Source organism: Paenibacillus sp. Y412MC10, assembly GCF_000024685.1.
Taxonomy (GTDB): Bacteria; Bacillota; Bacilli; order Paenibacillales; family Paenibacillaceae; genus Paenibacillus_AQ; species Paenibacillus_AQ lautus_A.
Genome location: NC_013406.1, coordinates 5,109,845 through 5,122,834, shown reverse-complemented (window position 1 = coordinate 5,122,834; position 12,990 = coordinate 5,109,845). Strand labels below are relative to the sequence as shown.

General features: G+C 45.3%; 12 protein-coding genes. 2 read left to right on the top strand and 10 right to left on the bottom strand.

Annotated elements, in window-relative coordinates; genetic code table 11:
* Positions 1-146: 146 nt before the first annotated feature.
* The 9 genes from GYMC10_RS22375 to GYMC10_RS22335 form a co-directional block, all read right to left on the bottom strand.
* Positions 147-728, bottom strand: coding sequence for a hypothetical protein (locus tag GYMC10_RS22375; protein WP_015736638.1), 582 nt, complete (start codon positions 726-728; stop codon positions 147-149).
* Positions 725-1,489 (bottom strand): energy-coupling factor transporter transmembrane component T family protein, encoded by a 765-nt coding sequence (locus GYMC10_RS22370; RefSeq protein WP_015736637.1) that lies wholly within the window; start codon positions 1,487-1,489, stop codon positions 725-727. The genes GYMC10_RS22375 and GYMC10_RS22370 overlap by 4 nt, the downstream gene beginning before the upstream one ends.
* A 1-nt stretch (position 1,490) precedes the next feature.
* A complete protein-coding gene (locus GYMC10_RS22365) occupies positions 1,491-2,348 on the bottom strand; it encodes an ATP-binding cassette domain-containing protein (protein WP_015736636.1) in 858 nt (285 codons plus the stop codon).
* Positions 2,348-3,187 carry an ATP-binding cassette domain-containing protein gene (locus GYMC10_RS22360; protein WP_049788731.1) on the bottom strand — a complete coding sequence of 280 codons (840 nt, stop codon included), beginning with the start codon at positions 3,185-3,187 and terminating at the stop codon, positions 2,348-2,350. The genes GYMC10_RS22365 and GYMC10_RS22360 overlap by 1 nt, the downstream gene beginning before the upstream one ends.
* On the bottom strand, positions 3,184-4,611 hold the full coding sequence (locus GYMC10_RS22355) for a PQQ-dependent sugar dehydrogenase (protein ID WP_015736634.1): 1,428 nt from the start codon (positions 4,609-4,611) through the stop codon (positions 3,184-3,186). The genes GYMC10_RS22360 and GYMC10_RS22355 overlap by 4 nt, the downstream gene beginning before the upstream one ends.
* A 231-nt stretch (positions 4,612-4,842) precedes the next feature.
* Positions 4,843-7,215: an AraC family transcriptional regulator gene (locus GYMC10_RS22350; RefSeq protein ID WP_015736633.1), complete on the bottom strand. Its 2,373-nt coding sequence runs from the start codon at positions 7,213-7,215 to the stop codon at positions 4,843-4,845.
* 94 nt (positions 7,216-7,309) lie between these two features.
* Entirely contained in the window at positions 7,310-8,191 is an 882-nt protein-coding gene (locus tag GYMC10_RS22345) for a carbohydrate ABC transporter permease (RefSeq protein ID WP_015736632.1), read from the bottom strand.
* A gap of 12 nt (positions 8,192-8,203) precedes the next feature.
* Positions 8,204-9,166 (bottom strand): ABC transporter permease, encoded by a 963-nt coding sequence (locus GYMC10_RS22340; RefSeq protein ID WP_015736631.1) that lies wholly within the window; start codon positions 9,164-9,166, stop codon positions 8,204-8,206.
* A gap of 70 nt (positions 9,167-9,236) precedes the next feature.
* Positions 9,237-10,832, bottom strand: a complete 1,596-nt coding sequence (locus GYMC10_RS22335; protein WP_015736630.1) for an extracellular solute-binding protein — start codon at positions 10,830-10,832, stop codon at positions 9,237-9,239.
* Between the two features lie 384 nt (positions 10,833-11,216).
* Between GYMC10_RS22335 and GYMC10_RS22330 the strand changes: the two genes are divergently transcribed.
* Together GYMC10_RS22330 and GYMC10_RS22325 are read left to right on the top strand one after the other, a co-directional pair.
* Entirely contained in the window at positions 11,217-11,492 is a 276-nt protein-coding gene (locus tag GYMC10_RS22330; RefSeq protein WP_015736629.1) for a YciI family protein, read from the top strand.
* 188 nt (positions 11,493-11,680) lie between these two features.
* Positions 11,681-12,205 (top strand): AAA family ATPase, encoded by a 525-nt coding sequence (locus tag GYMC10_RS22325; protein WP_015736628.1) that lies wholly within the window; start codon positions 11,681-11,683, stop codon positions 12,203-12,205.
* A gap of 81 nt (positions 12,206-12,286) precedes the next feature.
* On the opposite strand, the gene GYMC10_RS22320 is transcribed toward GYMC10_RS22325, so the two are convergent.
* On the bottom strand, positions 12,287-12,988 hold the full coding sequence (locus tag GYMC10_RS22320; protein WP_015736627.1) for an ABC transporter permease: 702 nt from the start codon (positions 12,986-12,988) through the stop codon (positions 12,287-12,289).
* Positions 12,989-12,990: the final 2 nt, after the last annotated feature.

Sequence of the window (12,990 nt, the reverse complement as noted above, 5' to 3'; positions counted from 1 at the left end):
CTTTCACGCTGGGGGCCATCCGGCCCTCGGTCCGGTAGAGGGTTTTCGAAGAGGAATGGCCATACAATGCTGCGCAAGCGTACCAATCCTAACGAGTGGGGCGTCATTGCAATGTGTTGGGCTATGAATTGGCAGACTGCCCCGTCTTATTCAAGTAATCCCTTACTTATTTTCGTAATGAGATACCTGCTTATTTCTACCCATAGCCAGCTGTAGAAAAGCGAGAACACATAAACGATAGAGATCGTACTTAGGCTAACTGTAGATGAAACTGCAGGGCCCAGAACAGGAAATCGAAAAACGTATAGCAACAAAAGGATTCCCGCCCACAAAGAAAACGATCCGGCAATCACGGCTGGCAAACGTAATTTCAAATATAACAGCGAACCGCCAATCCCAAGCCCCAATAAACCTGTCGTGAAAGGAAAAACGATCAGTTCGCTTGGTTGGATAAAAAAGAGAAGCAGCATCGCGAGCAAAAAGCCGGTCAGACCGGAACCGACGGAAAGGATCGTACATAACACGATGGGGGCTGTGGCGAGGGGACTAATCAAGTAGCCTATCCCTGGCAATAAGCCTCCCATGGATTGAAAAATAGCGGATAACGAGGCAAGAAAAGCGACCGTAATCATTTTTCTTGTGGCAAATCGTGCCGCTCCAAAACGGGTGTGAATCTCTGAAACTTCTGCACTTACAGGCTTTAGCCAGTAATTTTTCATGGAATTCATCGTTCAAAAACTTCTCCTTTCAACAGCATATGGATCAGAAGCAGAGCCAGCGCAGAAAGGATCGTCATCCAATCGCGCCAACTAAACCATAAACGGCGTGCCCGGATTTTATTTCCCGGTAAGTAACAACGAGCGTCCATCGCGAGAGCCAGTTGGTTCGCACGGCGAAGCACGGCAACGAACAGAGCAACGAGAAGCTGAAGAAGAGATTGTGTTGTGGTTCGAAGACCTTCGCCTTTATAACACGCGTGTTTCACTTTTTGCGATTTCAACATGGAGTCGGTTTCATCGATAAAGAGCGGAATAAACCGGAAGGCCACCGAGATCATAAATACGAAATTCTGAACCGGAAATCGAACGAGAGTAAGCGGGCGTAGGATGGCCTCTAGACCGTCTGCCAGCTTGGTCGGAGGGGTTGTTGCATTGAGCGCTATAGCCGTTGTGATAAAAAAAATGAGCTTGCAAGGCAGGAGAATTGCATGTTTAAGATCGCCTAACAGCATGTGGAAACAAAACAGCGTGAGCAGAAGGGGAAGCAAACCCAGCAGACCGTTACATAAATAAGCTAGCGGCAACCGGGCGGCGAGAATCAACAACAATCCAACGATTGCATAGAAAACCACGCTGACCAGATCATTTGAGATGGTAACCAAAGATAAATAGGTCGCTGTAAAGATAAGTTTTGAACGAGGATCCAAGTCTTGCAAAAAAGAGCGCGTATTCATAGACGGCCCGAAAGACAGCAGCTTCAACCATTGCACGTCACAGTTCCTCCCTAGAGAGCGTTGTGATGAATGATATCAATTGCTCCTCTTTATATACACTTTCGAGCAGTTTGTTGGCGGACCGTTCTTCGAGTGAATCTATAAAACGGAGGAGAGGCGTTTTCACAAAACCGATTCGCTCCAACCGCTGCCAGTGATCCCGAATGTTACAAGGGTGGAAATCCGCGTATAATTGACCATGGTCCAACACGAGAATCCGATCAGCGTATTCGAGGGCCTCTTCAAGCCGATGAGTCATGTAGAGAACCGTCATTTTTCTCTCATTATGAACTTGCTTTATATACGATAACACTCTGCTGCGTTCCCAGTTATCCAGGCCCGCTGTCGGTTCGTCCAGAATGAGAATTTTCGGCTCCGAAACGAGTACTCCTGCCAGTGCGATCCGCCGCAATTCACCTCCGCTGATTTGAAAAGGCGACCGGTCTTTGAACTGCGAAAAGCACAGCCCTACGGCTTCCATCGTTTGTTTCACTTGCTCGGCAACCCATTCCCGCCTCGTGCTTAGTCGATGTAGTCTGGCTCCGATATGGTTGAAAACCGTATCCTCTATGACTTGGTGCTCGGGGAATTGGAACAAGAATCCGATTGTTTTCCAAAGGCGGAGACGGCCGGACTTTTTATGGACTCGGTAAGGTCCGATCCGTACTACCCCTGATTGAGGGAGGATCAGGCCTCCCATCAACTGTCCCAATGTGGTTTTTCCACTCCCGGTCGGCCCCATAATCGCCACGAACTGCCCTGCAGGAACATGCAGCGAGATCCGATCAATGGCTTTTGTATTAAAAGGGGTTCTGGCGGCAAGCATGCACTTGACGTTCTCTAAAACAATATCCATCACTCATCCCCGAATTCAAATTCATTCGTAGCAGGTACATTCAGCCCTTTTTGCTTGGCAAGATCACGCATTCGAACAGAAAACGGAGGGAGAAGGCCGGAGTCCGTAAAAACGCACGAATTTGCCGCCGCTTCTTGGGGCGTTCCATCGAACCGGATCTTGCCTTTCTGCATCACAATAAGACGATCGGCAGTGAAAATCTCTTCGACCTCATGGGTCACCTGGATAAGCGTGTATCCGTTACGATGCAGTTCGGACATAATCTCATGAATATGCCGGGCGCTTTGGGTATCGAGCATGGAAGTGGACTCGTCAACAATGATCACTTTGGGCTCCATGGCCAGAACTCCGGCAATCGCCAACTTTTGTTTTTCCCCGCCGGATAGAAAATATGGAGGACGATCTTTCAGTTCATAGAGTCCAAGCAATTGCAAGACGGATCGGCAACGGGATTCTGCTTCTTCCGGGGAAACGCCGATATTATACAAGCCAAAAGCCGTATCCTCCTGAACGGTCATGCCGACAATTTGATTCTCCGCGTTGGGGAATACCATACCTACATTTTGGCGAATATCCCATAAGTTCCCGTAGTTGCATGTTTTCTTTCCGTAAACGGCGACTTCTCCCAATGTAGGTTGGAGCAGGCCGTTAATCAATCGAACTAACGTTGATTTTCCGGAACCGTTACCACCCACGATCGTAAGCCATTCTCCTTCATCAAGGGTTAGATTGATTTCCCGAAGTGTCCAATCCTGGTGCGAATCGTACCGGAACCATACGTTATTGAACGAAATAACGTTTTCCATCATTCTGGCCGGATTTGGTTCGTTATGAATCATGGAATAATTTCAAAAACGGTACCTTGGTTAGCATCAGCCACTTTCATCGAGCCATAAACCCCTAAATAGAGTCTGGTTTGATTCAGATTCGTTCCCAGACTAACATAATACGCGGATTGAGACCCAAACGGATCATCGGTTTCAATAACATGAAAATCATTTAGCTTACCATCCGTTCTTACCTTGGTGTAAGCTAAGACCCCTCTAACGGGAAGTTGAGATTCAGGCCCTCGAGCCAGGTCGGTAAACACAACGTTTCCTGATAGAGAGGGGATTTCACATCCCATATAGGGCTGTACTCCTGTAAGTGCAGTTGCTCTAAATTTATCGGTTCGGGAATCTTCATGAAAATAACTTGTCAGAGGCTGAAGACGCCGTACGGAAGTTCTTACGGCTTCCTCGTAATAAGCAATGGTTTTCTCGTTCAAAGCCGGATTTGCAGAGCAGCCGGTTATGATCGAGGTCGGAAAAGCACCTTCCCACCCGCGCCAGCCCAAGTTAATAAATCCTTCATGATCAGGTTCCGTTTTCATTAAAGAAGCTTGTATAAGCTGAGTAACCGGTATCGGTTTATAATGAACGAACGAAAAAATCGACTCTACGAGATCCTGTCCGACATTTCCTACGTATTTGATATACTGATTGTAAAACCTTTGAAATGAAATGCCGGGTATATTGCGAACGCCTTTGGCGATTACCGTAAGCGTTTCCTGAATGGGTACGGGCAGTTCATTAAAACGCGTAACGACGGGCGGATTATCGATATACGTATTCTTAACGACATCAATTTCGATGATTTTACCTGCGATTTCCATATCGTCTTGGCTTAAATTGAACGGATCATAGCCTGATCCGCCATCACCGGTTGTCAAAACAAGCTTTCCTGTTTCAGGGGAAAAGTTTAGGCTATTGACACCGTTATGATTTAAAAATGGCCTTCTGATATTAAGTAACGTCCGCCTTTTGTGAGGTTGGCCATTCGATTGCAGAATCCATTCTTCGACTGTATCGATATGATCGTATTGATGTTCTCTATTTGCCCACTTTAGGTTTAAGGTGCTAGCATCGCACGGGTTAGGCTTAAAAGATTCAGGAGGAGCACCTGGAAGGGCCCCTGGACCTTGGGTTCCAGCTACTGAATAATGGAGATAAAACAGACGATTAACATAAAATTGGGGATGAAATGCTAGCCCCAGCAGTCCCCGTTCATCATATCCGCCGCTAGAACCACCTAGTTTCAGGATTCGCGGGCGAATATCTAAGAAAGTCTCTATAACTCCGTTTCCTATGTAAAAGATCTCTCCTACCTGAGTCGCAATAAATAATCTTTCGATGGAGTCGCCCGGAAGAATCGTTGTTTTCAACACCGTGGGTAAATTTAGCTTGCTAACAATGGGCCGTAAACTAACTTTAACTTTCGTCAATTCACTTAACCCTCCTTTTATGGCTTTCTTGTATAAGTTTATGATTAGAACCGGTTATTATTCCAGAGGAGCGGTTAGTAGAATCCATATAATTGTGCACTATGGTCCATGGAAAAAAAGACGAGCAATGATAAAAATCCTCGGAGAAATATGAGCGCAAAACTATTAGCAGCACATCCTTTCTTTTAATGAGAGATGTGCTGCCAATGTAGAATAATGTAGTATATATTCCTATTCACTTAATCCAACACATTTCGTAATACTCTCTCTATATTTACCGGGAGTTATGCCTTCGACCTTCTTAAAAACCCGAATGAAAACCGTATCGCTTGTATAACCGACCATCTTGGCAATCTGTGCGTTGGTCAGTCCAGGATCCGACATCAGTTTCTTAGCGTGATCCATGCGCACGACAGTCAGGTAGTCGTTGAAGTTCTGTCCACTCACTCTTTTAAAAAATTGTGAAATATATTGCGGCGTGATCTGCAAATGCTCAGACACTAAATTCAAGCTCATATTGGGATCGGCGTAATTCGCTTGAATGCAGGTTTGAATTTGCAGCAGGAGCTGTTCATTGTGATCGCTTCGTTCCAGTTTGAACGATTCGGCGGCCGATACATACAGGTCTTTCGCTTTTTCAAACATTTCGTCGGTTGTTTTACAGGAAAGCAGGAAGCGCACAGGATGGATGTCACCTTCTGTAAGCTTCCGGTAAGCCAGCGTATCCGAATCTGATGCCATGATACGCAGCAGGGTACCGGCAAGACTGAATAATAGGCATCTCCCAAGCTCCGGAGTGATGGATTCGTCCCGAAAATTTCGATCGAACAGCTGTGTAAGCAGTTGGACCACTTGCTCTGTATCGCCGCTTCGAATACAGTTGATTAACTGCAGCTCGGTTTCGACAGGGTAATAATACTGCAGCTTTTTCTGGCGAATATCATGATAGTAAAAGGTCGACAGCTGCCCATTGACCATCCTGTACTCCAAGGCGGCAGCCGCTTCCAAATAGGCTTCTCCAATCTGATGCTGGCCCTTATGAACGCCGCTTATGGCTATGCTGATCTCCAGCTTGAACCTAGTCTCCAGCATGCGATGCAATCCGGATACGATGTCCTTCACCCGGCAAGTCGGATGATCCATCTGATCCGGCAATAGATTAACGAGCAGGGCCAGCCGGTCTTTCTCCAAGTCGATCGTATGTATCGTATGCCCTTCATAGACTGTATCTTCAGCCAAATTGGAGATGATAAATCGCACCAATGCCCATTGTTTTTCACTTTGGTTCGGTGCGAACCGGGTCATGTCGTCCACTTGAACGAGAATGACGATAAAATGAGGAAACGGAAAATGGATGCCCATAAATTCCAGCGATTGTTTCATTTGCTCTGGAGGCTCAAAGTAGCCTTGAAGCACTCGATGTAAATAGTTAGAACGCAGAATGGGCAGTTGTTGAGTCAGTTTGTTTTTAATATGCCTTTCCTCGTCCCAGGAAATTTTCATCATTTCCAGGATGTAATCAAATTCATTCACAGCAGGTTTACGTGGATGAGACTTTCCGGCCTGAATCGCCTCTATCATTCTTTTGATTGGAAAATAGTTTCGATACGCGATTCCATATGCAGCCGCGCTCCCCGCAAGGATACATAGCAAGAGAAGCCACAGCGCAAGATGCTCCATTTGTTTCACTTTCTGCAAATATACATTCAAAGGCATCACAGCAATATAGTACCATCCGACTTGTCCCGAGGTTGTGAATGATACCGTTACATCTTGACCGTTCAGATTGTAATTGCGTAAACCGGAGTTCGACTTCAGTTCATTCAATATCGAGTTTGATAACGGACTTGCACCTGGGGTACTGCTGATGAGTTCATGATTTTGGTTCACGATATAAACGGAACTCCCGTTTGCGGACTCGATTTGTCGTGTCATTTCGTGAATCTTGGTTTCATCAATCAGAACCGTAAGATTCCCTTTCATATTGGATGTTTCTTCGACCGGCAACGATTGCATAAAGGTAATCACTTGCATGGGGTCATCCTTCAGGTAGCCGTTTCGTTGTAAGGTGGAGGACGGCAGGTATGTTTGACTATGATAGCTAGTCATCTGCTTACGCCATTCTTCATAGGTCAGATGTTCAAAGCGATAATATTTATCATAAAAGTTGTGAGAATCGGTTACGAGATTCGGTTTGATCACAGAATCGCTTCGGTCCAAAAAAATATAGAAATCGTACACAAAATCCTTGGTCATTCTCGAGTGCATTTTTAAATAATCCCTTGTAAACTGGACCAAATGATACCGTTCTGACAAGTCTTTGTTTTCCGTATCCAATAAATAACGGAGCTTCGGATTGAGTATAATTTGATGGGATAATTGTTCAATTTCTTTAAAATGGCTGTCTATATTGAGACGCATCTGCTCCAGCATGCCGAGATTGGACCGTTCCGCATTGGATTTCATGATATGTTCAATATTGGTATAGAACACAAACCAAATCAGAATGGGAACCAGGAGCAGAAGACAATTGGATACGAGCATCCTGATGAATAGGCTCCTTCTTTTGCTTCCGGCATTCTTTCTTCGAATGATTGAAAACATGGCGATCCTCCTAGTATAGAAAAGCTTGCTCAATCCCTATAATTCGGGAAGAGCAAGCTTGCTCCCTTCGTTGGATGACCGATTCGTGTGGTGATCATTCTTTTAACGCACCAATCAGGACACCGTGCACAAAATACTTTTGCAGAAACGGGTACAGGCATAATATTGGAAGCGTAGATATGATAATCGTCGCATATTTGATCGTGATCCCGATGTCCAACCGATCTGTGGCTGCTGCATCGGTCGTCATACTGTCCGTACTGTTCGAGATCAGAATTTCACGGAGCACAAGCTGTAGAGGAAATAACTCCCGATCACGCAAATAAATCAATGCGCTAAAGTATGAATTCCAATGCCCCACTGCATACCACAAAACCATGACGGCAATAACGGGCATCGAAAGAGGAACAATGATCCTGCTCATAATGATCCAATCATTGGCCCCGTCGATCCGCGCGGATTCCTCCAAACTAACGGGTACCGCTTGAAAGGCGGTTCGCATAATGATCAAGTTAAATGAACTGATAGCCCCTGGCAAGAGAAGAGCCCAAGGCGTATCCAGCATGCCGAGACTGTTCACCAGCAGAAACGTTGGAATGAGCCCCCCATTGAACACCATCGTGATCACGATGATGAACATGATGAAATTGTTGAAATAGACGTTGCGGCGAGAAAGGGCATAGGCACCGAGCGTTGTCATGAATAGGTTGATGATTGTGCCGCCAGCCACATAGAAGAGGGTGTTCCGGTAACCGGTCAGAATCATGGGATTATCCATGACGGCTTTATACGCATCCAGATTAAACCCGGTAGGGAAAAACAGCATGCCGCGAAATTGGGCGATTTCTGCAGGATCGCTTAAAGATGCGAATAAAACGTAAAGGAACGGATAAAGCGTGACGAAGCAAAGCAAGAGCATGAAGCATGTATTGACGACGGAAAATATCGATTCACCCAGGCTGCGTTTGTGAAACATCCCGTTCCTCCCTTACCACAATTTATGTTCGCTCACTCTTTTGCTAATGGAATTGGCGAGTACGATCAGAATGAAGCTGATGACCGAATTGAATAACCCAACGGCAGCGGTGTAACCGAAATCGGCTCCCAGGATACCTTTCCTGAATACATAGGTGGAGATGACATCGGCCGTCTCATAGGTCATCGGATTGTACATCAAAATAATTTTCTCGCTCCCGACGGAAAGCATGGATCCCATGTTGAGTATAAACAATATTACAATGGTCGGCATGATCCCGGGCAGGGTAATATGCAAGGTCTGTTTCCATCGTCCCGCTCCGTCAATCCGGGCCGCATCATAGAGTGTTGGATCGATGTTGGCTATGGCGGCGAGATAGATAATAGAGCCCCATCCGATTCCCTGCCAGACGCCGGAGGATACGTACATGAACCGAAACCACCCCGGCTCCTGAATGAAGGCAATCGGTTCAAGTCCGATCATGCCAAGAAGTTGATTCACCAGACCGTCGCGGGCAAAGAAATCGATCATCATCCCGACCACAACGACGATGGAGATAAAGTGCGGGAGATAGCTTATCGTCTGTACGATCCGTTTAAAAAAACTCCTGCGAATCTCATTAAGCAATAAGGCAAGTATGATCGAAGCGGGGAACGCAAACAGCAATTCATAGATATTGATCAGCAAGGTGTTCCGAATCAGTCTCCAAAAGTAGTAGTTTCCAAAAAAACTTTCAAAATGATCGAAACCCATCCATGGACTTCCCCAAATTCCGTCTGCAAGTCCGTAATCTTTAAAAGCGATTTGCAGACCATACATGGGTCCGTAATGAAAAACGATGTAGTAGGCAACGACGGGCAGCAGGATAAGATAAATGTAGCGGTTCCGAATAATGTCCTTTTTTATCATGCTCCATTTCTTCTCTGCCCGGTTTCCCGTTGCCGTCTTCACAATGTTTCTCTGTACATTAGGCATGGTTTACTCCTTCTTTGAATACCGGAGAACGGCAAGCCGCAAGCTTTCCGTCTTCAGTGTAGTAGGCATTTTATCGGTTGTTGTAGCGTTCCAATCCGGATTGCTGCATTTGAATTGCCTCGTCGATACCCATGCTTTTCATGGTAGCGACATACTCATCGAACTTATCCAGCGATTCTGCGCCCATAATGAATTTTACGATCATTTCATTTTTATACGTATCGATATCGTTCATGATCGAGGCATATCGGCTATTGTTTTCCCTGGCGATGGTGATCGGAGGCATTCTTTTTTCATTCGAAGGTTCTGCCCAGACTGTCAAAGCCTCTTGCTGCTCCGGTCTGGCCGCATATTGCTCTATATAGCGTACATCCTGCAAGAAAGGACCCGCATCAGCGGACAAGACATGCATTTTAAGGGATTGGGCAAGCGGCAATCCTTCCGGATTGTTCAGGACGGAATCCATATACTTCGGATAACCGTCATCCATCGTATAGGATGTGCCTTCTTTACCGAAGTTCATGATCATTCGTCCTTCTTCACTATAGAAATAATCGAAGAATTTTACGGTTTCAGCGATGTGCTTGTTGCTTTCAGTTATAGCAGTGAATATGCCGACGATCTGATTGTCCATTTGACCGAATATCGGTTTACCGCCGGATTGTAATGTCGGATAGGGTGTGGCAACAAGCTTGAATTGCGGTTCCTTAGACTCCATTAAATCCATAAACCTGCCCATGCCTCCGCCTACAGCCATAACAGCCGCACCGACCTGATTGCCGGTTATTTTGGCATCGTACATTTTGCTGTCATTGGCTGCAAAGTCTTTGTCCAGCAAGCCCTCATTGTACCAACGGTTCATAGTTGTAAGGTATTGCTTATATTCAGGTTGAACAGGGCCATATTTGACCGTATTTCCTTCGTGATAGAAACCGTTCGGGATCCCAAAAGCGCCAGTAAAAGCAAGTTCGCCTGCTCCCATCATGATCGGAATTTCATCCGCCTTTCCGTTACCGTTGGGATCTTGTTCCTTAAACGCTTTCAAAACGGTGTACCATTCATCGATGGTTCTAGGAATAGGCAAATCCAACTTGTCCAACCAATCTTTACGTACAACCGGGCCGGAGTGGGTTTGCAGTTTTCTCACGGGGCGGATGAACGGAAAACCGATAATATCGCCATCGTCCGTCGACGCCTGTCTTCTCCATTCCGGGTTTTCGTCCAGCAGCTTTTTGAAGTTAGGCGCATGGTCCAAATAGTCATTTAATGGAATGATTTTACCATCCTTAATCGCTTTTTGTGCGCCTCCCGGATAATTATTCCACGAATACTCAACGACATCGGGCAGCGATTTCGAGGCCATCATCAAGTTGAATTGTTCACCGCCTTGGCCTTGGGCCGGGTGTTGGTAATCGATTTTGACACCGGTTTTATTTTCGATTTCTTTAATAGCGGTAATCTCTCCATAGCTTTTCATAATGGCGGCTGCGTCGTGATGCATCTCTTTCCAATACGATAAGTTGCTCAAAGGTTGGGTTGACTCTGTGGATTCCGTATTCCCCTTTGGCATTTCATCACTGCTGCAGCCGACAATCGCTGTGGCAGCCAGTCCCAGAGATGTTATAACAGGTATAAGCTTATTGATGATGTTCCTGCTCATCTGCATAAACCGTAGTTCCTCCTCCATATTTGATGTGCTTTTGACATATTCAGCATAAAGGATGGTTGTTTTTTCCGGAATCATATAAAATCAGGAAAGGGTTGCCATTATTAAGATCAAGCACTGGCGAATATAAAACTGAATCGACCATATTAAAGATTGTCCCTTCTACAGTGGGGAGAGATTGCAAATCTTTGGGGCTAAGCAGCGAGCCGCAAACCCCAGCCAATCTTCGCATAGTTCCAACAAGTTTAAGCCGGAGACGTACATGATGAACAGCTATGCCATAAACAAAAACACGGGTGAAAGAAGGTGCACGCTAGATGGTGCTCCCCGTGGTCTTGTGTGGATGCTCAGACGGTTTGCTATGTTCGGGAGGAGGAGAAGTAGATGACATTTGTTTATTTAATGAACAATCAAAAACCGTTAAATCAAGAAATAATTAAGGGTCACGTGGAGTATTTAAGAGGCTTAGAATCGCAAGGCAAACTTATGCTTTGTGGCCCTTTTGCGGATTATCCTGGAGGAATCGTCATCATTCAAGCAGAGGATTTAATGGAAGCAACAAATATTGCCAATGCTGACCCGTTTATTGCATCGGGGTGCAAATCATATGAAATCCGAACGCTAATGCTGGCTAATGAAGAAAATAATTATTTACTTTAAGATATGATACATCTTGCAATTCAACTGTTAGGAAATTCCCGAAAAACAGAAAGGACAAAAAATGATCTATACAAGAAAAACTTATATAGTTGAACCATCTTTCATCGAGAGGAATTTGTGAAAAGCACAGTACCTAGAGAAAAAACAATTTTAGATTAGTTAAAATAAGAGTAAAGCGAGGTGCTGAAGTGTATTTCCTCCAAATGTCGGGTTTTCCGGGCTCGGGAAAATCAACGCTTGCTAGACGAATTGCCAATATAACTGGGGCAGTCATTGTTGACCATGATATATCTAAAACGGCAATATTAAAGTCAGCAGAAGGACTTGATATTGAAATGAAACATCTTGGCAAAATTTCATACACGGTTGATTGGGATTTGGTCGAGTTTTATTTATCGCAAGGTCATGATGTTATATTTGATGCTCCTTGTTTATATTCGGAGATGCTTGATCATGGATTGCGATTAGCAAAGAAATATCACGCCAAATACAAATATATAGAATGTTACCTTAACGATTACAAGGAAATTAGTAACAGACTTCAAAATCGAAAACGAATGATAAGCCAAATATCGGAGACGACTGAAGAATCATTTATATCTGGTTTAAATGAAAGTAAACGACCATTAGATATAAAGTGTCTGACTATTGATTCTTCGCAATCCATTGAAAGTTACTTAAACAGTGTCTTGGATTATCTAAAGGGAAAATAATACTAACAACAAAAAGAAAAGAGCACTCCGCAAGATCGAAGATCTCTTGGAATGCCCCTTAGAATGTACCCTCTGTAAACCTCAGTTTATATTTTGCATTTTCGCAGGCGATGGAGCCGCACCGGCTGACTTCCGCTTGGCCAGATCCATCTTACGCTGCAGCATGCCGAGCACGATATCCGCAACGATTGCCAGCACCGCGGCAGGAATGGCGCCTGCAAAAATCCGCAGGGAGTTGTTGCTGTTTAGTCCAGCGTAAATTTCTCGTCCCAGCCCGCCTCCTCCCACGAGGGGAGCGATCGTTACCACGCCAATAGCAATAACGGCCGCGATACGCAGGCCCGACATGATGTACGTCAGCGCCAGCGGAAAACGTACTTTCACGAGCATTTGGAAGGGGCTCATCCCGATACCTTTTCCCGATTCCAGATAGCTGGGATCCACCTGTTTTAACCCCACGTACGTATTCCGCGCGATTGGATTCAGGGAATACAGGAAGAGTCCCACCATGACCGTTGTCGTTCCGAGTCCCATCCATAACATGAGAACCACGAGCATGGCTAAGCTTGGTACCACCTGCAGGATGTTGGTGATAAACAAAATGACCTTGGCCGCCCATTTACTCTTAGAGCAGAGAATGCCAAGCGGCACGCCGACGATGAATGCCAGCCCCAGCCCGATAACCACCATCGTAATATGCTGGATGAAATACTCCCAGAGCAATTCTTGATTTCGTGATATATACGACAAAAAGTCGGCAAATGTTAAATGTTCACTTTCCATGC